Source organism: Streptosporangium minutum, from assembly GCF_002149035.1.
Classification (GTDB): domain Bacteria; phylum Actinomycetota; class Actinomycetes; order Streptosporangiales; family Streptosporangiaceae; genus Streptosporangium; species Streptosporangium minutum.
Window position 1 is genome coordinate 1 of sequence record NZ_NGFP01000170.1, and the last position, 20,430, is coordinate 20,430.

Annotated in this window: 22 protein-coding genes; 9 read left to right on the forward strand and 13 right to left on the reverse strand. The window is 71.4% G+C overall.

Annotated features, from left to right (window positions below):
• The 3 genes from CA984_RS29690 to CA984_RS29700 form a co-directional block, all read right to left on the reverse strand.
• The coding region (locus CA984_RS29690; protein ID WP_086576810.1) for an SCO1664 family protein at positions 1 to 752 on the reverse strand (752 nt) is incomplete at its 3' end.
• Positions 749 to 1,324: a DUF3090 domain-containing protein gene (locus tag CA984_RS29695; RefSeq protein WP_086576811.1), complete on the reverse strand. Its 576-nt coding sequence runs from the start codon at positions 1,322 to 1,324 to the stop codon at positions 749 to 751. The genes CA984_RS29690 and CA984_RS29695, both read right to left, overlap by 4 nt.
• A gap of 9 nt (positions 1,325 to 1,333) precedes the next feature.
• Positions 1,334 to 2,041, reverse strand: a complete 708-nt coding sequence (locus CA984_RS29700; RefSeq protein WP_086576812.1) for an MSMEG_4193 family putative phosphomutase — start codon at positions 2,039 to 2,041, stop codon at positions 1,334 to 1,336.
• A 65-nt stretch (positions 2,042 to 2,106) separates the two neighbouring features.
• On the opposite strand from CA984_RS29700, the gene CA984_RS29705 reads away from it, so the two are divergent.
• The 3 genes from CA984_RS29705 to CA984_RS29720 all read left to right on the forward strand — a co-directional run bounded on the left by CA984_RS29705 (position 2,107) and on the right by CA984_RS29720 (position 6,204).
• A complete protein-coding gene (locus tag CA984_RS29705) occupies positions 2,107 to 3,051 on the forward strand; it encodes an aldo/keto reductase (RefSeq protein ID WP_086576813.1) in 945 nt (314 codons plus the stop codon).
• 195 nt (positions 3,052 to 3,246) lie between these two features.
• Complete coding sequence (locus CA984_RS29710) at positions 3,247 to 4,113, forward strand: hypothetical protein (RefSeq protein WP_133061814.1); 867 nt, start codon at positions 3,247 to 3,249, stop codon at positions 4,111 to 4,113.
• Positions 4,114 to 4,851: 738 nt separating this feature from the next.
• Entirely contained in the window at positions 4,852 to 6,204 is a 1,353-nt protein-coding gene (locus CA984_RS29720; RefSeq protein WP_086576816.1) for an erythromycin esterase family protein, read from the forward strand.
• Positions 6,205 to 6,560: 356 nt separating this feature from the next.
• Here CA984_RS29720 and CA984_RS29725 read toward each other — a convergent pair whose 3' ends face one another.
• The 3 genes from CA984_RS29725 to CA984_RS29735 form a co-directional block, all read right to left on the reverse strand.
• Positions 6,561 to 7,463, reverse strand: a complete 903-nt coding sequence (locus tag CA984_RS29725) for an SMI1/KNR4 family protein (protein ID WP_086576817.1) — start codon at positions 7,461 to 7,463, stop codon at positions 6,561 to 6,563.
• Positions 7,464 to 7,656: 193 nt separating this feature from the next.
• The gene (gene fabI / locus CA984_RS29730; protein ID WP_086576818.1) at positions 7,657 to 8,421 is read right to left on the reverse strand and encodes an enoyl-ACP reductase FabI; all 765 of its coding nucleotides are present in this window, start codon (positions 8,419 to 8,421) and stop codon (positions 7,657 to 7,659) included.
• 118 nt (positions 8,422 to 8,539) lie between these two features.
• Positions 8,540 to 9,244, reverse strand: a complete 705-nt coding sequence (locus CA984_RS29735; protein WP_086576819.1) for a beta-ketoacyl-ACP reductase — start codon at positions 9,242 to 9,244, stop codon at positions 8,540 to 8,542.
• A 77-nt stretch (positions 9,245 to 9,321) separates the two neighbouring features.
• Between CA984_RS29735 and CA984_RS29740 the strand changes: the two genes are divergently transcribed.
• Together CA984_RS29740 and CA984_RS29745 are read left to right on the forward strand one after the other, a co-directional pair.
• Complete coding sequence (locus tag CA984_RS29740; protein ID WP_086576820.1) at positions 9,322 to 10,821, forward strand: TldD/PmbA family protein; 1,500 nt, start codon at positions 9,322 to 9,324, stop codon at positions 10,819 to 10,821.
• Positions 10,822 to 10,942: 121 nt separating this feature from the next.
• Entirely contained in the window at positions 10,943 to 12,310 is a 1,368-nt protein-coding gene (locus CA984_RS29745) for a metallopeptidase TldD-related protein (RefSeq protein WP_086576831.1), read from the forward strand.
• Here the strand turns inward: CA984_RS29745 and CA984_RS29750 are convergent.
• Together CA984_RS29750 and CA984_RS29755 are read right to left on the reverse strand one after the other, a co-directional pair.
• Complete coding sequence (locus CA984_RS29750) at positions 12,307 to 13,344, reverse strand: carcinine hydrolase/isopenicillin-N N-acyltransferase family protein (protein WP_086576821.1); 1,038 nt, start codon at positions 13,342 to 13,344, stop codon at positions 12,307 to 12,309. The two genes, CA984_RS29745 and CA984_RS29750, sit on opposite strands and share 4 nt — an antisense overlap.
• Before the next feature lie 37 nt (positions 13,345 to 13,381).
• Positions 13,382 to 13,594: a dodecin gene (locus tag CA984_RS29755; RefSeq protein ID WP_086576822.1), complete on the reverse strand. Its 213-nt coding sequence runs from the start codon at positions 13,592 to 13,594 to the stop codon at positions 13,382 to 13,384.
• Positions 13,595 to 13,695: 101 nt separating this feature from the next.
• Here CA984_RS29755 and CA984_RS29760 point away from each other — a divergent pair, with 101 nt between their 5' ends.
• A complete protein-coding gene (locus CA984_RS29760) occupies positions 13,696 to 14,007 on the forward strand; it encodes a DUF3099 domain-containing protein (RefSeq protein WP_086576823.1) in 312 nt (103 codons plus the stop codon).
• A 167-nt stretch (positions 14,008 to 14,174) separates the two neighbouring features.
• Here CA984_RS29760 and CA984_RS29765 read toward each other — a convergent pair whose 3' ends face one another.
• The 5 genes from CA984_RS29765 to CA984_RS29785 form a co-directional block, all read right to left on the reverse strand.
• Entirely contained in the window at positions 14,175 to 14,426 is a 252-nt protein-coding gene (locus tag CA984_RS29765; protein WP_242676247.1) for a DUF6457 domain-containing protein, read from the reverse strand.
• 16 nt (positions 14,427 to 14,442) lie between these two features.
• A complete protein-coding gene (gene mobA / locus CA984_RS29770) occupies positions 14,443 to 15,015 on the reverse strand; it encodes a molybdenum cofactor guanylyltransferase (RefSeq protein WP_086576825.1) in 573 nt (190 codons plus the stop codon).
• Positions 15,012 to 16,007, reverse strand: a complete 996-nt coding sequence (gene moaA, locus CA984_RS29775; protein WP_086576826.1) for a GTP 3',8-cyclase MoaA — start codon at positions 16,005 to 16,007, stop codon at positions 15,012 to 15,014. Before moaA ends, mobA begins: the two co-directional genes overlap by 4 nt.
• A 155-nt stretch (positions 16,008 to 16,162) precedes the next feature.
• Entirely contained in the window at positions 16,163 to 17,350 is a 1,188-nt protein-coding gene (locus CA984_RS29780) for an RtcB family protein (RefSeq protein WP_086576827.1), read from the reverse strand.
• A 165-nt stretch (positions 17,351 to 17,515) separates the two neighbouring features.
• A complete protein-coding gene (locus tag CA984_RS29785) occupies positions 17,516 to 18,394 on the reverse strand; it encodes a UbiA family prenyltransferase (protein WP_242676246.1) in 879 nt (292 codons plus the stop codon).
• Between the two features lie 117 nt (positions 18,395 to 18,511).
• Here CA984_RS29785 and CA984_RS29790 point away from each other — a divergent pair, with 117 nt between their 5' ends.
• The 3 genes from CA984_RS29790 to CA984_RS29800 form a co-directional block, all read left to right on the forward strand.
• Positions 18,512 to 19,570: a type III polyketide synthase gene (locus CA984_RS29790; protein WP_086576829.1), complete on the forward strand. Its 1,059-nt coding sequence runs from the start codon at positions 18,512 to 18,514 to the stop codon at positions 19,568 to 19,570.
• 6 nt (positions 19,571 to 19,576) lie between these two features.
• The gene (locus CA984_RS29795) at positions 19,577 to 20,134 is read left to right on the forward strand and encodes an isoprenylcysteine carboxyl methyltransferase family protein (RefSeq protein ID WP_086576830.1); all 558 of its coding nucleotides are present in this window, start codon (positions 19,577 to 19,579) and stop codon (positions 20,132 to 20,134) included.
• Positions 20,131 to 20,430: NAD(P)/FAD-dependent oxidoreductase (locus CA984_RS29800; RefSeq protein WP_133061815.1), on the forward strand; the 300-nt coding region annotated here is incomplete at its 3' end. The genes CA984_RS29795 and CA984_RS29800, both read left to right, overlap by 4 nt.

Consider the following 20,430-nt stretch of genomic DNA (forward strand, 5'->3'; position numbering starts at 1 on the left):
GGCCAGGGGAGGGCGGGCCAGTCCTGCGACGGGAGGGGGTGCAGGCCGGTGTCGAGGAGCCTGCGCACCCGGGACCAGGTGGCCTCGACCTCGGCCAGGGTGAGGAGCTCGCGCAGACGGCGGCCCAGGCGGCCCTGCTCCAGATCGCGCTCAAGCCGGGCCAGAACGTTCATGGCCTCACGGGACAGGGGCTTGCCGCGCCACTGCCAGAGCACGGTGCGGAGCTTGTCCTCGGCGGAGAAGGAGACGCCGTGGTCCACTCCGTGGATGTGGCCGTCCAGCAGAGGGAGCAGATGGCCGCCCTTGCGGTCGGCGTTGTTGACGACCGCGTCGAACACGGCCATCCGCCGCAGGGCGGGCTGGCGGCTGCGGATGAGCGCCATCAGGTCGACCTCCGGATCGGTGTCGATCCAGAGCTGGCACATGCCGGGGCCGAAAGGGCCGTCGCGGTAGACGGTCGGCGGGACGATCCGCCAGCCGGTCGCCGCCGAGACCTCGAAGGCGGCCACCTCACGGGCGGCCAGGGTGCCGTCGGGAAAGTCCCAGAGCGGGCGCTCCCCGCGTACGGGCTTGTAGACGCAGGCCGCCGCGAGCCCGCCCAGCCGGACCGAACAGTAGAGCGTCATGTTGGTCGCCTCGACCAGCCGGCCGGCGACCTCCAACTGACCGTCGCGGAGCAGACGCAGAGCAGTCTCGTCGTCCAGCCCCGTCGTGGGCGCCGCGCTCAGCGTGGGCTCGCTTTCGGCACTCATTCGCCTCCTTCAACCGATGAAGCGCTACTACCCCGGTAACCATTGAGACGCACGCAGATATGCCCCTCGGCGTCGAGCGGCTGGCCGCACAGCGGGCAGGGCGGACGTCCTGCCGCGACGAGGGCCATGGCGCGCTTGGTGAAGGCCCTGGCCGCGCCGGGGCTGATGTGCACGCGCAGCACCGCGGGCTCGGCCAGCGGGGACGCCTCGAGCTCCTCGTCCTCCGCGACGATCTCCTGGGCCTCGATCACCACCTGTGCGGTGTCGGAATCCCAGGCCAGGGCCATCGTGCCGACCTTGAAGTCCTCGCTGATCGGCACGTCGAGCGGGCCGTTGTCGGCGAGAGCGGCCGGGGCGGTGGCGGGCACCTGCGCGGTCCCGCCGCTGCGCCGCAGCACCTCGTCGAGGAGCTCGTCCAGCCGATCGGCCAGCGCGGCGACCTGGAACTTCTCCAGGCCGACGGTGGTCAACCGGCCCTGCCCCCGGGCCTGCAGGAAGAAGGCTCGTGATCCCGGTTGCCCAACGGCACCGGCCACAAACCTCTCGGGTGGGTCGTAGTCGAAGACCGGCATAGCCCGACCTTACGTGGTCCCGGCTCCGCCGCCGACTGCGGCATCGCTCCCGGTGAAGTTTTCTCCCCCGTCTTTGTGCTCCGAACCCTCCGGAGGCCTCAGTCCGGCCACATCTCCTCCCAGATCGTTGAGCCTGAGCACGAAGGGACGCAGAGGGGTGTAACGGATCGCGGTGAGCGAGGCGGGGTCGGCGGCTATCCGCTGGAACTGGTCCAGATGGAGACCCATGGCATCGGCCACGATGGCCTTGATCACGTCTCCGTGGCTGCAGACGAGATAGACCGCCTCCGGGCCCAGGCGTTCGTTCCACTCCCGGACGGCGCTCACCGCCCGGTGCTGGACGGCGGGCAGGGACTCTCCGCCGGGGAACGTCACGGCGCTCGGATGGGTCTGCACGACCTGCCAGAGCGGATCCTTGGCGAGCTCGCCCAGCGGGCGGCCCGTCCACTCGCCGTAACGGCACTCGCCGAACCGGTCGTCGGTCAGCACCTCCGCCGCCCGCCCGTCCCGCCGGCCGGCGATCGCCTGGGCGGTCTCCTGGCAGCGCTCCAGCGGGCTGGAGACGATCACGTCCAGCTCAAGCGACGCCAGCCGCGTGGCCAGCGCCTCCGCCTGCGCCTGTCCCGCCTCGCTGAGATGGACATCCGGGGTCCAGCCGGCCAGCACCGGACCGGTGAGATGGGTAAGGCCGTGTCTGGCCAGCAACAAGGTCGTCACGTGGCCAAGTCTTGCAGGCCTCACTCCACTACTTTTAACTGCCCGACCGGTAATCTGGCCGGATCATGGAGCAGCGCTATGTGGGCCGGAGCGGCTTGTCGGTATCCCGCCTTGGACTGGGGACGATGACATGGGGGCGTGACACCGGCGCCGAGGAGGCCGCGGCGCAGCTCCGCACGTTCGCCGAGGCCGGCGGCACCCTCATCGACACCGCTGACGTCTACACGGGCGGGGAGGCCGAGAGGCTGCTCGGCCGGCTGATCCGCGACGCGGTGCCGCGCTCGGAGCTGGTGCTGTCCACCAAGGCCGTGCTGACCCCCACCGGGCGCCGGCCTCGCGACGCCTCCAGAAAGCACCTGATCGCCGCCATCGACGCCTCCCTGACCCGCCTCGGGGTCAACGAGGTGGATCTGTGGCAGCTCCACGCCTTCGACCCCGCCGTCCCCCTGGAGGAGACCCTGGCCGCGGTGGACGCCATCGTGTCCTCGGGCCGGGCCGCCTACGCCGGGGTGTGCGACTACGCCGGCTGGCAGCTGGCGGCCGCCGCCGTCGGCCAGCGGACCGTTCCCGGCCGGGTGCCGATCGTCGCGGCCCAGGTCGAATACTCGCTGCTGGCCAGGGAGGCCGAGCGCGAGCTGGTCCCGGCCGCCGAGCACGTCGGCGCCGGGGTGCTCGCCTGGTCGCCGCTCGGCCGGGGGGTCCTCACCGGGAAGTACCGCACGGGCATCCCCGCCGACTCGCGGGCCGCGACCCCGCACTTCGCCGATTTCGTCAAGCCCTACCTGGACGAGAGGTGCCGCCGGGTCGTGGAGTCGGTGACGACCGCGGCCGAGGGGCTCGGCGTCTCGCCGCTGTCGGTGGCCCTGTCCTGGGTCCGCGACCAGCCCGGGGTGACCTCGGCGATCGTCGGTGCCCGAACCCACGCCCAGCTGGCCGGTGTGCTCCAGGCCGAGGATCTCACCCTGCCGATGGAGATCAGGGAGGCGCTCGACGACGTCTCCGCCGACTGAGGCCCGGAGAGGCGGGAGGCGCCGAGAGATGACCGAGAGGCCGGCAGAACGAGAATCCATCTCGCGTATCACTAGTCGATACCGAATCGCAACTTCACCTGGAAAACTCCGGCTCCCCTACAAAACTGTCAGTGAGTGACGGGAGGGGCGCCCGGATGTCAGCGAGGTCCGATCGTTGATGGGCAAGGGGGGCAATTGCGAACCACGATCTCTGCCGGTGTGCTGGCGCTGGCGCTGGGCGGCGGGATCCCCATGATCGCGGCCACGACCGCGAGCGCCGCCGTACAGGTGGACTGCGACAACAGCGGGCTGCTGGGTGGGATAACCGGCGGGCTCTGCAAGGCCGTGGGCACCGTCGGCGACGTCGTGGGCGGGCTCACGGGCCACGACGCCCCGCCTGCGGCCGAAGACGACTCCGGCGCCACCGGCTCCGGCTCCGGCGCCGCCGAGGGAGCGTCCACGGACGACGCCGGCTCCTCCCGGTCCGCCCCCGCACCGGACAGCAGGGCCGCCACGGAGAAGCCCGCCGACGGCGGCCTGCTGCCCAAGGTCCTCGACGATGTCTGCATCCCCCTGGTGGCCTCCCCCGAATGCGCGAGCCCGTCGGCGATCTCCGCCCCGGAGAAGACGGAGCAGCCGCCCGCGCGATCACATCCCCGCCCCTCCCGGAGTGGCAGGCCCGACTCCGCCCACAAGAAGCCGGTGCCGCTGCCGACCGAGCCTCTCCGCCCGCCGGAGACCCGGACGCCCGTCACGGATGTCGGCGAGCCKGTGATCCCCCAGYCGCCCCCGGTGATCGACGCCGAGGCGCCCCGGGTCGAGCTGCTGTGGCCCCGCCCTGGCATGGAGGAGCTCCAGCGGCGCATGCGGGACCTCCAGGGGCGGGCGACCGGTGAGGGGACCGTCACGCCCACCCGGTCGTCCGACACGTTGGGCACCGTGCTCACCGCCAGCCTGCTGGTCGTGGCGATCCTCGCCGTCCGCGTGCTTTACGCCAAGCGGAGCGCGGAGGAGTCGATGCCGTTCGAGCCGCTCCGGATGGGGCGGCAGCGGACGGCCTAGGTTCTGCTCCGTGGACCTCATCCGAGCCGGAGCGGCAGGCAGGCAGGCAGGCAGGCAGACGACGGTGACGGCCGAGCGGCGGGCGGGGCGCGAAGCCTCGGCGAGGTCCACCCGCCGGCCGCGTACCTGACCTCCCAGGTCAGTACACCCAGGCCTGGATCGCTTCGAGGGCCGCACCTGGACCGGCCGGCACCACCACGTGACCCTGGCGCCGGCCGCCCACGTCTTCTGCATCCTTGAACGGCTCAACCCGAAAGCGCCGGTCATGGTCCGAGCACCTACCGGATCATCGCCGAGTCGCGACTACTGCCGGCGTGCCGGGCCGGAATCCGTCCCACCTGCCCCCGTGCGTCACCCCGGCACGCCCGTTCCGTCCCCACCTGACCGAGCCCTACTGACTGATTGTTCCAGAATGCGGCCGAGCGGATCATTCGTCGTCGAGTCGTTGGAGGACTCGGTCGAACTCGCCGGGCGAGGGCGAGGACGGAAACCGCCACTCCGCACACTTCGACGTGGACCATGTCGCCGCCCAGGCGGCTCGCCGGGGCGGCTCGGTGGCCCGTGGTAGTGCCCGCCCTACCCGGACACACCAGCCCGCCTCATCCGGAAGACGCTGGTCAGCGTCATGGGAGGGCGCACTCGCGTGGCCATACTCTCGTCGACGTATGGATCTCACCGTGAGGTCTCATCCTTCTCACGTGTCCTCACGTGGCAATACGCAAGTTAAGGGGTAAAAGCATGGCTAAGGACTGGAAGCGTGTCAGCCGACGGCGGCTGCTGGCGACGGCGGTGATCGTGACGGGAGCGGTCCTCGCCCCCGTGACGGCCCAGGCGGCCCTGGCCGACATGCCCGGCGGGAAGCAGAACCCGGTCCATGCACTGGAGCAGGCGGCGCACCCGTTGCGCTCGACCGAGCCCGGGAGGAACACGGCCGATCTGCGAGCCCTGGGCGCGATGATCGGCGACGCCAAGGTGGTCGGTCTCGGCGAGGCCACCCATGGCTCGCACGAGTTTTTCACCATGAAGGAGCGGGTCTTCCGCTACCTCGTCGAGGAGAAGGGCTTCACCACCTTCGCCCTGGAGCTGAGCTGGTCCGCGGGACTCCAGATCGACGACTACCTCCAGACCGGCAGGGGGGACGCACGCAAGATCGCGAAGGAGGCACTGGCCAACTCGCCGTGGGACCGCAAGGAGTTCGTGAGCCTCATCGAGTGGATGCGGGACTACAACCGCCGCCACCCCGGCCGCACCGTCCACTTCATGGGCGACGACCTCGGCGCCCCCACACTGAGCGACGAGTTCTTCGGCCGGGTGACCGGTTACGTGCAAAAGCACCACCCGGAGTCGCTGCCGCGGCTCAACGAGCTCTACACCGGCCTGCGCCCGATCGACGACGTCTTCGCCTACCTGGGCAAGCCGCTCGCGGAACGACAGCAGCTCGCCGCCAAGGCACAGCAGGCTCTGGAACTGATCAGCAGCCTGAAGGGCTCCGGCGGAGACGAGTTCGAATGGGCCGAGCAGAACACCCGATCCATCGCCCAGACCGCCAAATTCCTCACCATAGACGTGAAAGACCCGGATTCGGTGGCCACCCTCCAGCGCTTTCGTGACCAGGTGATGGCCCAGAACATCACCTGGTGGCAGCGGCGCAGCGGCGACAAGATCCTTCTGTCGGCGCAGAACGACCACGTCGGATACGCGGCCGGCGATCCCAAGATGTATCCCAAGACGCAGGGGTCGTTCCTGCGCGACGCACTGGGTAAGGAGTATCTCCCCGTCGGCTTCACCTTCAACCAGGGCTCCTTCCTGTCGAAGGACGCCGCTCTCGGCGGCGACTGGAAGAAGTTCACCGTGGGCGCGGCCAAGCCCGGCATGAACGAGTACACCCTCGACAAGGTCCGCTACCGGGACTACTACCTCGACATCCGCAACGCCCCGGCCGCGGCGCGCGCCTGGCTGGACGTCGCCCGCCCCACGCGCAACATCGGCACGCAGTACCCCTACCCGCTCGCCGACCTTGCGGCCGCCCGCTCCTTCGACGTCCTCATCCACCTCCACGACGTCCGGGAGGCCGACAAGCTGAAGCCGTGACGGCCCGGCCCTGGCGTGAGGAGCCCGACCGCTCCTGACCTGCGGGGGAGACCTTCCCGCCAGATGCCGACCACCCCGGCCGGCGACGGCCCGCGCCAGCCGCACAACCTACCCGACATCGCCAAGGCAACCGGCCGGCCGGAGATGGCGGCCAAACGCGGACCGGCGCGGCTGCGCCGAAGCGGCGCACTGTTCTTGGACGTGGACGTCGATCCGCTGCTGCTGCTGGGATTCCAGGCGCTCGCCGTACTCCGGCTGACCGCCGATCCGGCCCTCGTGCGCCGGACGACCGAGGCGATCGCCACGCGTCCCGGGAACGACGGCATCGGCCGGCGCCGGCCGGGCAGTTCGCACGCCTACCGGGGTCCGTCGAAGGTGTCGGGGCCGGACTCCTGGCCGCCGACGGTGGTGGCGGTCTCGGCGGCTGTCCAGACAGGCTCGCCGAGGTGCGTCGTCGTCGACAACACCTGGCAGCCCATACGGCGGGCCGCGTCGAACAGCGTGACGCGAGCCCGCTCTCCGTCCTCAGGCGGGAAGGCGACCCGGATCTGGTGCCCGTAGACCGTCTCGTAGGTCAGCGACCAGCCGAGGTCCGTGGCGGCGAAGTGGTCCTGCCGCTCGCCGTCCTCGTCGCTGTAGCAGCCCCGGTCCGCCGTGGGCGCGAGTGCGTCACGCAGGATCCGCAGCCGTTCGTGGTAGGGCGACTCGCCCTCGGACAGCTTGACGTAGACGTGTTCACGCTCGCGAAACGGCTCGAACCACGGCGACGGCTCGACCTCGCCGGGCAATAACGGCGTGGTGATCCGCCCGCTCAACCAGCCGTGGAGGAACTCCACCGCGCCGACGTCGGACGCGTCGTAGGCGACGCCGCGCGGATTCCAGACCACGACGCGCCAGCCGTCCGGTTCTCCTTCGGTCAGCCAGCAGAGCGAGTCACCGTTGTCGGTGCCGGCCCACTCCAGCAGACCACCGGGCTCCGGGTAGAACGGGTAAGGGCATTCGTCGGGATACTTCTCACGGAAAGGCCGCTCTCTGTCCAGCAGTCGCTGAGCGTGCTGGACCAGCAGGGCATGAGCGCCGAACGGAGTCAGCGGCGTGATGAGGTCGACGAACTGGCCGCGCCCGTATCGTTCGATGAGCGTCTTGAAGTCAGCGGGCAGCTCAAGCCCGAGGGCGGCCTCGACCTCACGCCAGTCGCCCTGCGCGTCGACCGGTTCCGCCGGTGGCGGCACGAGGCGGATCAATTCGTCAATCGTCACGGCCCGCGACTATAGCGGGCCGGCGCGCTCGGAAGCCCGCACGGCCGCGCCTGATCCACGGACCGGGCCCCGGGCGTACCGCCCACGGACCGGCGGCCCGGCCCGGTGACCGGCGGTCCGCCGGACACCTGCCGGTGCCGGCCGGGCGGGGCCTGGTCCGCGGGGCGGGGAGGCCAGGCCCGGCGGGCAGAGGTCAGGCGCCGATCGCGTGCACGCCGCCGTCGACGTGCACGATCTCACCGGTCGTGGCCGGGAACCAGTCCGACATCAGGGCCAGACAGGCCTTGGCCGCGGGCACGGTGTCGCCCAGGTCCCAGCCCAGCGGCGCCTTCTCCGGCCAGCCCTCCTCGAACTCCTTGAAGCCGGGGATGCTCTTGGCCGCCATCGTGCGCAGCGGCCCGGCCGCCACCAGGTTGACGCGGATCCCGTGCTTGGCGAGATCACGGGCCAGGTAGCGGGAGCACGACTCCAGGCCCGCCTTGGCCACGCCCATCCAGTCGTACACGGGCCAGGCCTTGGTCGCGTCGAAGTCGAGGCCGACGACCGCGCCGCCCTCCTTCATCAGGGGCAGGCAGGCGACCGCCAGCGACTTGAACGAGTAGGTCGAGATGTGCAGGGCGGTCGCCACGTCCTCCCACGGGGTGTTCAAGAAGTTTCCGCCGAGGCAGCTCTGCGGGGCGAAGCCGATGGAGTGCACCACGCCGTCGATCCCGTCCAGGTGCCGGCCGACACGGTCGGCCAGCGAGTCGAGATGCTCGGTGTTCTGCACGTCCAGCTCGATCACCGGCGGCGGCTCGGGGAGCCGCTTGGCGATGCGCTCGACCAGGCTGAGGCGGCCGAAGCCGGTCAGCACGACCTGCGCGCCCTCCTGCTGGGCCAGCTTGGCGACGGAGAAGGCGATGGAGGCGTCGGTCAGGACGCCGGTGACCAGGATGCGCTTGCCTTCAAGGATTCCCATGGGTGCCGCCCCTCATCTGATGAATCGTTCGTGTGTTCCGACGGGCAGGACGTGTCCGTCGCCCACTCCTCCGGACGGAGGCGGGAAGCCACTCCTTCCGGGGAGTGGAGGAGGCACGTCAGTGCCCCATTCCCAGCCCGCCGTCCACGGGGATGACGGCCCCGGTGATGTAGGCGGCGTCCTCGCTGGCCAGGAACCTGACCACGCGCGCGATCTCGTCGGCGCTCGCGTAGCGGCCCAGCGGGATGTTCTTGCGGATCTGCTCCTGGTAGGCCTCCTCCAGCCCGGCGGTCATGTCGGTCTCCACGAAGCCCGGGGAGACCACGTTGACCGTGATGCCGCGCGAGCCGAGCTCGCGGGCCACGGACCGGGCGAAGCCGATCAGCCCGGCCTTGGAGGCGGCGTAGTTGCTCTGCCCCGCCGAGCCGAGCATGGCCACCACCGAGGAGACCAGCACGATCCGGCCGCGCTTGAGCCGCAGCATGCCGCGCGTGGCGCGCTTGGCGACCCGGTAGGCGCCGGTCAGGTTGGCGTCGATGACGTCGGTGAAGGTCTCCTCCTTCATCATCGGCAGCAGCGTGTCCTTGGTGATGCCCGCGTTGGCGACGAGCACCTCGACCGGGCCGTGCTCGGCCTCGACCTTCCCGAACGCCGCGTCGACATCGGCCGTGCTGGTCACATCGCACCGCACGCCGAAGAGGCCCTCGGGGGGCTCTCCGGAGCGGTAGGTCACGGCGACGGCGTCACCGGCCTGGGCGAGCTGGCGGGCGATCGCGAGGCCGATGCCGCGGTTGCCGCCGGTTACGAGAACAGATCGAGCCATAGAGCTGACGCTATCGGCTACCGGGGGGTAAACCTCTTGTCCGTGAGGGACAAGATCACAGGGTTAGGATCGTTGACATGCGCCAGATCGATCCCGATTTCCTCGCTCTGCCCATGAGGCGGCTGGCGGACGCGGCCCTGCAACGCGCCCGTGACCTCGGCGCCGAGCACGCCGACTTCCGGCTTGAGCGCGTCCGCGCGGAGACCCTGCGCCTGTCCGACGCCTCACTCGAAGGCTCCATCGACGCCGACGATCTCGGCTACGCCGTACGGGTCGTCAAGAACGGCACCTGGGGCTTCGCCTCCGGCATCGACCTCACCCCCGAGGCGGCGGTGAAGGCCGCCGAGCAGGCGGTGGAGGTGGCCGTCATCTCCGCCGCCGTCAACCGCGAACCCATCACGCTGGCCCCCGAACCGGTCCACTCCGACGTCACCTGGGTGTCGGCCTACGCGGTCGACCCCTTCGAGGTGCCGCTGCGCGACAAGGTCGCCCTGCTCGCCGACTGGTCGGACGCCCTGCTGAGGGACCCGCGCGTGGACCACGTCCAGGCCTCGCTGCAGCAGGTCAAGGAGCAGAAGTTCTACGCCGACACCGCCGGCACCTCCACCACCCAGCAGCGGGTGCGCGTGCACCCCGAGCTGGAGGTGATGAAGGTCGAGGACGGACGGTTCGAGACGATGCGCACGCTGGCCCCGCCGGTCGGCCGGGGGTTCGAATACCTCACCGGCACCGGCTGGGACTTCCCCGGCGAGCTGGCCCGCCTGCCCGAGTTCCTCGAGGAGAAGCTGAAGGCGCCCTCCGTCGAAGCGGGGCGGTACGACCTGGTCATCGATCCGTCCAACCTGTGGCTGACGATCCACGAGTCAGTCGGGCACGCCACCGAGCTGGACCGGGCCCTCGGCTACGAGGCGGCCTACGCCGGGACCAGCTTCGCCACCTTCGACCGGCTCGGCGAGCTGGTGTACGGCTCGCAGGTGATGAACGTGGTCGGCGACCGCACGACGGAGCACGGCCTGTCCACGATCGGCTACGACGACGAGGGCGTGGCGACCAAGCGGTTCGACATCGTCTCCGACGGCGTCCTGGTCGGCTACCAGCTCGACCGGCGGATGGCGCGTTTGAAGGACCTCGGCGCCTCCAACGGCTGCGCCTTCGCCGACTCCCCCGGCCACATGCCGATCCAGCGCATGGCCAACGTCTCGCTGCTGCCGGCGCCCGACGGCCCCTCCACCGAGGGGCTGATCTCCGGGGTGGAGCGCGGCATCTACGTCGTGGGCGACAAGAGCTGGTCCATCGACATGCAGCGCTACAACTTCCAGTTCACCGGCCAGCGGTTCTACCGGATCGAGAACGGCAGGATCGCCGGCCAGGTCCGCGACGTCGCCTACCAGGCCACGACCACCGACTTCTGGCGGTCGATGGCGGCCGTCGGCGGGCCGCAGACCTACGTGCTGGGCGGCGCGTTCAACTGCGGCAAGGGCCAGCCCGGCCAGGTCGCCCCGGTCAGCCACGGCTGCCCGTCGGCGCTCTTCCGCGATGTGCGCGTCCTCAACACCCTGCAGGAGAGTGGCAATTGAGCGGGCGCGGCGACAGGCACGGCGGCGTCCGCGGACGGGGCGGGGAGATCGCATGAGCGAGCGGACCGGAGAACAGCACACCTCGGCGGACGCCTCGACGGGCCATGGGGAAGGGATCGGGATGAGCCCCCAGGAAATGATCGAGAAGGCTCTGGACCTCTCCACGGCCGACGACGTCGTCGTGATCGTGGACGAGGGGTCCAGCGCCAACCTGCGTTTCGCGGGCAACACGCTCACCACCAACGGCGTGGGCCGTTCGTCGCAGCTCACCGTGATCTCGATCGTGGGCCGGGGGGTGGGCGTGGTGTCACGGGCGGCGGTCCGCCCCGAGCAGCTCGCCGACATCGTCGCGGCCGCCGATCACGCCGCGGAGGACGCGACGCCGTCCGAGGACGCCCGGCCGCTGGTCGAGGGCGGCCGCTCGGCGGACTGGGACCTGCCGGCGGAGTCCACCTCCATCGGGGTGTTCGGCACCTTCGCCCCCGCCCTGGGCGAGGCCTTCGCCACGGCCGAGGCGGGCGGGCGCAGGCTGTACGGCTTCGCCGAGCACATCGTCACCACCACCTTCGTCGGCACCTCGACCGGGGCCCGCCTCCGGCACACCCAGCCCACCGGCCGGCTTGAGCTCAACGCCAAGTCACCGGACATGAAGCGCTCGGCGTGGACGGGCGTGGCCACCCGCGACTTCTCCGACGTGGACGTGGCGGCGCTGGACGCCTCGCTGGCCCGGCGGCTGGAGTGGGCGAAGAACCGGATCGACCTGCCGGCGGGCCGGTACGAGACGCTGCTGCCGCCGGCGGCGGTGGCCGATCTGATGGTCTACCTGTACTGGACGGCCGGCGCCCGGGACGCGCTTGAGGGCCGGACGGTCTTCTCCAAGCCGGGCGGCGGGACCCGCGTCGGGGAGACCCTCTCCCCTCTCCCGATCCGCCTGTACAGCGATCCGGCCGCGCCGGGCATCGCGTGCGCGCCGTCCGTGGTGGCGCACGCCTCCAGCAGGCAGAACTCGGTGTTCGACAACACCCTGCCGCTGGCGCCCACCGACTGGATCGCCGACGGCACCCTGCGGAGCCTGATCCAGACCCGGCACTCGGCCGAGCTGACCGAGCTGCCCGTGACCCCGGCGATCGACAATCTGATCATGCGGGGGCCCGAGGGCGGCCGGTCGCTGGAGGAGATGATCGCCTCCACCGAGCGCGGCCTGCTGCTCACCTGTCTGTGGTACATCCGCGAGGTGGACCCGCAGAGCCTGCTCCTCACCGGGCTGACCCGTGACGGCGTCTACCTGGTGGAGAACGGCGAGGTCGTCGGCGAGGTGAACAACTTCCGCTTCAACGAGAGCCCGGTGGACCTGCTCGGCCGCCTCACGGAGGTCGGCGCCTCGGAGCAGACCCTGCCGCGCGAGTGGAGCGACTACTTCACCCGCACGGTCATGCCCGCGATCCGGGTGCCCGACTTCAACATGTCGACGGTCAGCCAGGCGAGCTAGCGCCGGACCAGCGGGATGGTGTGCACCCGCTCCCACCGTTTGCCCGTGACCACGCGGGCCGTGGCGTCGGTGAGGTCGTAGACGACCGACCAGCGGGTGTGCCCCTGGGCCACCCGCTGGAGCAGGTCCATCCCGTCCCGCCAGCTCTTCGCCGCGGGGAGGCCCCTGGCGAGCTCGGCGTACCGGGTGTCGGCCATGCGCCGCTCGCGGGTGGTGCCGGCCATGGCGAAGTTGGTCAGCACCCGGTCCTCGATGACGTTGAGCCTGCCGCCGGAGAACTCCACGACGGCCGACTTCCCGGTGGCGTCGGCGAGCAGGTAGTGGATCTGCGGACTGCCGGTGAAGTCGATGTCGTAGCGGCGCATGATCGCCACCGCCTCGTCCACGGTCGCGGCCTTGTCCAGCATCACCCGGATGATCCGCACACTGCCGACGGACGGGCGGCCGGGCGTCCTGGGGGGCAGTTCGCCGTCGGGCACCGCGGCCATGCCGATCGCCAGGCCCTTCTCGTTGACCCCGTCGAACGGGGTGAGCACGGCGTGGGCCAGCCGGCGGCGGGTCCGCGGGTCGGCCGGGTCGGGTGCGGCGTTGCTGCCGAGCACGTAGAACAGGTCCGCGATGGACACCGAGGCGTAGCCGTCGGGCGGGTCGGCGTGCACGACCATCGCCGGATTGGGGTCCCAGTCGAAGTTCCGGCCGAACAGCGGCCGCTCCCCCGCCAGGTGGAACAGCGAGCAGGCCCAGCCGTCGGCACGCCCGGCGAGGTCCTCCTCGCTCAGGGAGGCCTCGCGGTCGTAGGAGCCGTGGAAGGTCATCTCGTACATCGGCAGGTCGTCCACCCGGCGCAGGCTCTGCACCGTCCGCCGCATGTCGGCGGCGGTCTGGTCGAGCGCGGAGCCGCGCGCGGCCGCGGAGGCGGCCGGGGAGGCGGAGGCGGCCGGAGAGGCCGGGGCGCCGCCCGCCGTCGAGGAGCATCCGGCGAGCAGCAGCACCGCGGCCAGCGCGGCTCCCGTGGTCCGGCGTAGATCTTCCATCCCCGTAGTCTGCGCCGCCGGGCTCCGCCGTACAAGATCAGTTGTCCTCCAGGCGGAATCCGACCTTCATCCCGACCTGGAAGTGGCCGACCTCACCGTCGACGATGTGCCCTCTGACCTCGGTCACCTCGAACCAGTCGAGGTGACGGAGGGTCTGCGAGGCACGGCGGACGCCGTTGCGAATGGCCGCCTCGATGCTCTCCTCGGACGTGCCGACTATCTCGGTCACCCGGTATGTGCGATCCGTCATGCCGTCATCTTTACCCGGCGGCCATGATCGCACGCTCTCCCGCGCCCATCGGGTCGCGGGGTGGAGGCGCCCCTCCCCGTCCGGGGGGCTAGGTTGGAATTGTGAAGCTATGGCACAAGCACCAGGTGGTCCATCAGGTGACCGATGCCCAGCCGTCGCTGAGCGAGGACATCGGGAAACGTGAGAGAAACTATTTCATCAAGATGGGGATCCGGCTTGTCTGCCTCATTCTCGCCTTCACGGTCCCGGCTCCGCTGCCCGTCAAACTGCTCCTCTTCGCCGGGGCGATCTTTTTACCATACGTTGCCGTTATCGGGGCCAACGCCCCTCGGCGCGAGGCGTCGAGCGCCCCTGACGTGGCGGAAACCGGCCAGAACGAGATCCCGCTCCACCGACGCGAGATCGGGTCGTGACTAAGTCTTGACGCATCTCAGGGGTAGGAGGTGTACGCTTTAGCCAAGTGCCCTGGTCCCCCGTCGGGGCACTGGTGCCGGCGTTCCGGGCCCCCGTCGGAACGCCGATGAAGCGGCGCCGGGTGGTTTGCCCCCGTAACCACCCGGCGTCGCCCTTTTCCCGGCCTTTATCTGTCGCCTGTCGTCTCGGCGGCCGTTCTCTCCCAATCCCGCGCCAGCGCGGTGAGCCGTTCCACCGCGTCCGGCGGGGCCGAGCCCGCGCCCTGGGCCAGTCCCAGCACGTACGCCGTCAGCGGCGCGGCCGGGCGGGTCACTCCGTGGGCGACCTCCTTGGTCAGGTCAAGCAGCGCGTCGCGGTCGATCGTCGCGGGATCGACACCCAGCTCGCGGCAGACCAGCTCGGTCCACTCCGTCAGCACGTTCAACTCTCACTCCTCATCTCATCCGGTCATCCGGCTCACCGTTCCGGGCGCGGCGCAGATCCTCCGCCGTGTCGCAATCGAACCACGGCCGCCCGGCGAGGTGGAGCCCGACGGGGGCCAGCGGGGCGAGAAGCCCGTGCAGCGACCGCCCCTCGTAGCGGGCGAGCGCCTCGGCGAGCTCCGCCGTACGCCAGGCTCCGACGAGCCACTGCTCCCGCCCGCCGTCGTCGACGAGCACCGCTCCCGCTCCCGTTCCCGCCGCCTCCAGCAGCGCCGAGACGTGCCCGGCGGTCAGGAACGGCAGATCGGCCGCGAGCAGCGCCACCCACGGCGCGGTCACCTCCGCCAGCCCCGCCCGCAGCGCCGGGACCGGGCCGCCGCCGGGCGGATCCTCCTGGACGAAGATCCCCCGAGGAAGTCCGGGACGGGGCGCCCCGACGACGATGAGCCTCCCGGCGTCCGGTACGGCCGCCGCCACCGACTCGATCAGCGGGCGGCCGGCGACGCGCAGTCCTGGCTTGTCCTGCCCGCCGAGGCGGCTGGCGCGGCCGCCCGCCAGGATGCACGCGTCATGGCGGGCGCTCATCCGCCGATCGCGGACATCGGGCGGGAGGGCTGCAGGAAGGCCGGGTCGTCGATGCCGTGTCCGGCCTTCTTGATCTTGACCGCGGCCAGCCAGCGTTCGGCGATCTCGTCGTCACCGGCTCCCGAGCGGAGCGCGGCGCGCAGGTCGGACTCGTCGGTGGCGAACAGGCAGTTGCGGACCTGGCCGTCGGCGGTGATCCGTACCCGGTCGCAGGCGCCGCAGAACGGCCTGGTGACCGATCCGATCACCCCGACCCTGGCCGGCCCGCCGCCGACGAGGAACAGCTCGGCCGGGGCGCTGCCGCGCTCCACCGGATCGTCGTCGGTCAGGTCGAAGGAGTCTCGCAGCCGCGCGAGGATCTCGTCGGCGGTGACCATGTTCTCCCGGCGCCAGCCGTGCTGGGCGTCCAGCGGCATCTGCTCGATGAAGCGCAGCTCGTAGCCCCGCTCCAGGCAGTAGTGGAGCAGCGCGACGGCCTCGTGATCGTTGATCCCGCGCATCAGCACCGTGTTGACCTTGACCGGGCGCAGCCCGGCGGCGTCGGCCGCGGCCATGCCGTCGAGCACGTCGGCCAGCCGGTCGCGGTGGGCGAGCCGTTTGAACGTCTCCCTGTCGAGGGTGTCGAGGGAGACGTTGACCCGGTGCAGACCGGCCTCGGCGAGCGGGGCCGCCAGCCGGGCGAGCCCGATGCCGTTGGTGGTCAGCGAGACCTGGGGGGTGGGACGGAGGGCGCTGGTGCGGGCCACGATCTCCACCAGCTCGCGGCGGAGCAGGGGCTCACCACCGGTGTAGCGGACCTCGGTGATGCCCAGCCGTTCCACCCCGACGGTCACCAGCCGGACGATCTCGTCGGCGGTCAGCAGGTCGGGCTTGGGCAGCCATTCGAGTCCCTCGGGTGGCATGCAGTAGGAACACCGCAGGTTGCAGCGGTCGGTGAGGGACACCCGCAGATCAGTCGCCACCCGGCCGAACGAGTCGCTTAACGTCAACATGGGGCGTCACCTCCTCTCGTCCATCCTCATCCAGGCAGGGGGCCAGCCTAAGGCCAGCCCCCTCCCCTGCCATAGTCGGTCCGTATATGCCCACAACATCGCAATCGGGCGGTTGATTCCTCGGACCTCCCGCCGTTCGGCCCCCGGCGCGGGCCTCAGCCCTTGATGCAGATGAGCTGCCGGAGGCGGGCGACCACCTCGACCAGGTCGGCCTGGGCCGCCATGACCGACTGGATGTCCTTGTAGGCGCCGGGGATCTCGTCGATCACCCCGGTGTCCTTACGGCACTCGACGCCGTCGGTCTGCGCCTTCAGGTCCGCCAGCGTGAAGGTCTTCTTGGCCTTGCTCCGGCTCATCCGGCGACCGGCACCGTGTGAGGCCGAGTTGAACGCACCGGCGTTCCCCCGGCCCTTCACGATGTAGGTGCCGGTCGCCATCGAGCCGGGGATGATGCCGAACTCGCCGGATCCCGCGCGGATCGCGCCCTTGCGGGTGACGAGCACATCCACGCCGTCGTACCGCTCCTCGGCCACGTAGTTGTGGTGGCAGGAGATCGGCTGTTCGAAGGTGATGCCCGAAAGGTGGCGTCTGAGCACGTCGCAGACCAGGGCCATCATGACCGCCCGGTTGCGCCGCGCGTAGTCCTGCGCCCAGAACAGGTCCCGCCGGTAGGCGTCCATCTGCGGCGTGCCTCCGACGAACACCGCGAGGTTCCGGTCGGGCAGGTCCTGGTTGTGCGGCAGCTTCTGGGCCTGCCCGATGTGGAACTCGGCCAGCTCCTTGCCGATGTTGCGCGATCCGGAGTGCAGCACGACCCAGACCACGCCCTCGTCGTCGGCGCAGACCTCCAGGAAGTGGTTGCCTCCGCCCAGGGTGCCCATCTGCACCTCGGCGCGCTCCCGCTTCGGGTGCACGGCCGGGGCCAGGGTGTCGAAGTCCTTCCAGAAGCCCGCCCAGTCGGCGGTCTTCAGCCCGTGCAGCTTGGTCGGGTCGACGGGCCGCTTGTGGTTGCCGAACCCGACGGGGACCGCCTGCTCCAGCTTCGAACGCAGGTAGGCGAGGTTGTCGGGCAGGTTGTCGACCCTGAAGGAGGTCTTCACCGCGGTCATCCCGCACCCGATGTCCACGCCCACCGCCGCCGGGGAGACCGCGTCCCGCATCGCGATGACCGACCCCACCGTCGCGCCCATCCCGTGGTGCACGTCCGGCATCACGGCGACGCCCTGCACCCACGGCAGGTTCGCGACGTTGCGCAGCTGCTGCATCACCTGGGGCTCGACCTCGGCCGGGTCGGCCCACATGCGGATCGGCGCACGGCCACCCATCACCTCGTTGTACGTCATCCCCGCATCGCCTCCCTCCAGCCGATCAACCGACGACGACAATGACGTCAGAAATCCACCGCTCCTGCAACCGAATTAAAAATCTATAGCCCTCTTTACCAGGAAAAATGCTTTAAATCTCTTAGTACGGCCGGGCCGCCCGCGGGCCCGCCGTCCGGGAGTGGATCAGAGCGCGGTGATCTCAGTGCCCTGGGCGAGCAGGAGCAGCACGTCGACCGCCGCGACGGCGACGGCCGCCACGAAGGGGACGCGCGGTGAGCGTCTCACCGCCAGCCCGGCGACGGCGAACGCCCCGGCCCCGGCGAGCGCGGCCCAGCCCCCGGCGCCGACCGGCCCCGGAGGCCCGAAAACGAGCAGCCCGGTGGCCAGGAGCAGCGGCACCGGGATCAGGACGCGGACGCGGGCGGGGCCGAGCCGCTGCGGCCAGCCGCGGACCCCGGCGGCGAGATCGGCGGGGATGTCGGGCAGCACGTTGGCCAGGTGCGCCCCGCAGCCGAGGAGCGCCGCGGCGATGACCGCCCACCACGCGGGCCACGGATGGCCCGGCAGCCCGAGGGTCACGAACGGCGGCAGCACGCCGAATCCCACGGCGTAGGGCAGCCACGACAGCACGGTGGCCTTCAGCCACAGGTCATAGGCCCAGGCCGCGGCGACTCCCACGAGGTGGACGGCCCCGGCCGCCAGGCCGGAGGCGAGGGAGAGCGGCACGCAGAGCGCCAGGGCCACGGCGGCGGCGGCCCACACCGTCCGGACGCTCACCGCGCCGGCGGCGACCGGTTTGCCGGTACGGCCCGCCGCGACGTCCCGCCCGGCGTCCACCGCGTCGTTGCACCAGCCGATCGAGAGCTGCCCGGTCAGCACGGCGGCGGCCACCAGGCCGCATCCCGCCGCGTCGCGCCCGCTCGCCACGGCCAGCGCGGTGACCAGGACGGTCACCGCCGCGGTGGGCCCGGGATGGCAGGCCCGCACCAGCCCCGCGACGGCCTGGAGCCCGGACCGCCGTACTCGATCCCGGTCCCGGCGCGCATGCCCGCTCGTCGTCACGGAACGATCGTAGGCGGCCGGGCGCCGCGTCATCGTCCAAGCCGGGCGAGGCATGCCGTAGGCGCAGGTGGGCAAAAGCCAGATGTCCGCTGTCCGCCGTCGGGAGGTACTTCTCAGATGACGCGAATCGCCGCTGTACGCGGCGCTCTTCCGCCTAACCGTCACTCCCAGGCCGAGATCACCGACGCGTTCGCGCGGATATGCCTGCCCGAGGGCGCCGACCGCCGGCTGCTGGAGCGCCTGCACGCCGGCGCGCGGGTCGAGTTCCGCCATCTGGCCCTGCCCCTCGACCAGTACGCCAAGCTCGACGGCTTCGGGATGGCCAACGACGTCTTCGTCGGCTCCGCCGTCGACCTGGGGGCCGAGGCCGTCGGCGGCGCGCTGGAGGCGGCCGGGCTCGCGCCGGAGGACGTGGACATGATCCTCTTCACCTCGGTGACCGGCATCGCCGCGCCCTCGGTGGACGCCAGGCTGGTCGGCCGCCTGGGGCTGCGCCCCGACGTCAAGCGGATCCCGGTGTTCGGGCTCGGCTGCGTGGCGGGGGCCGCCGGGATCTCCCGCCTGCACGACTACCTGCGCGGCTGGCCGGACCACGTGGCCGTGCTGCTCTCGGTCGAGCTGTGCTCGCTGACCCTGCAGCGCGGTGACGCCTCCCCCGCCAACCTGGTCGCCGGCGCGCTGTTCGGCGACGGGGCCACGGCGGTGGTGGCCTGCGGCGACGGGCGGCGGCCCGAACAGGCGGGCCCGTCGGTGCTAGCCACCCGGAGCCACCTGTATCCCGGCTCCGAGGGCGTGATGGGCTGGGACGTCCGCGACACCGGCTTCCAGGTGGTGCTCGACGCCAGCGTCCCGGACGTGGTGCGCGCCTACCTGGCCGACGACGTGCACGGCTTCCTCGCCGACCACGGCCTGACGACGCGGGACGTGACCGCCTGGGTGTGCCATCCGGGCGGCCCGAAGGTCCTGGAGGCCGTCGCCGAGACGCTCCGGCTGCCCGACGGCGCGCTGGACCTCACCTGGCGTTCGCTGGCCGAGGTCGGCAACCTGTCCTCCTCCTCGGTGCTGCACGTCCTGCGGGACACCCTCGCCCTGCGGCCGCCGCCGCCGGGCACGCCGGGGCTGCTGATCGCGATGGGGCCCGGCTTCTGTTCCGAGCTCGTCCTGCTGCGCTGGTAGGGGCCGATGACCTGGCATCTTTCGTCGTGGTACCTGCTGCTCGTGCTGCTCGTCGGGGCCGAACGCCTCGCCGAGCTGGTCATCGCGCGCCGCAACGCGCGGTGGAGCACGGCCCGTGGCGGGGTGGTGTCCGGGCAGGGCCACTACCCCTGGATGGTCGCCCTGCACACCGGCCTGCTGGCCGGGTGCCTGCTGGAGGCGGGCCTGTCCGGCCGGCCCTTCGTCCCGGCGCTCGGCTGGCCCATGCTCGTCCTGGTGGTCGCCGCGCAGGGACTGCGCTGGTGGTGCATCGCCGCGCTGGGCCATCGCTGGAACACCCAGGTGATCGTGGTGCCCGGCCTGCCGCCGGTGACGCGCGGCCCCTACCGGCTGCGTCGGCTGCGCCACCCCAACTACGTGGCGGTGGCCGTGGAGGGCGCGGCGCTGCCGCTGGTGCACGGCGCCTGGATCACCGCGCTGACCTTCACCGTGCTCAACGCCGCGCTGATGGTGGTGCGGATCCGGTGCGAGGAGACCGCCCTGGCCTCGCTCGCCACGGCGCCGCCCGGACGGGTGACCACGTGATCGACGTCCTGGTCGCCGGTGGCGGACCGGCGGGCCTGGCCACCGCCATCCACGCGGCACTGGCCGGGATGGAGGCGGTGGTCGTCGAGCCCCGGCCCACGCCGGTGGACAAGGCGTGCGGCGAGGGGCTGATGCCCAGCGGGGCCGCCGCGCTGGGGGCGCTGGGCGTGCCGGTGGAGGGCCGGGCGCTGCGGGGGATCCGCTACCTGGACGGGCGCCGCCGGGTGGACGCCGCGTTCCGCGGCGGCCGGGGGCTGGGCGTGCGGCGCACCGCGCTGCACGCCCAGCCCCCGGCC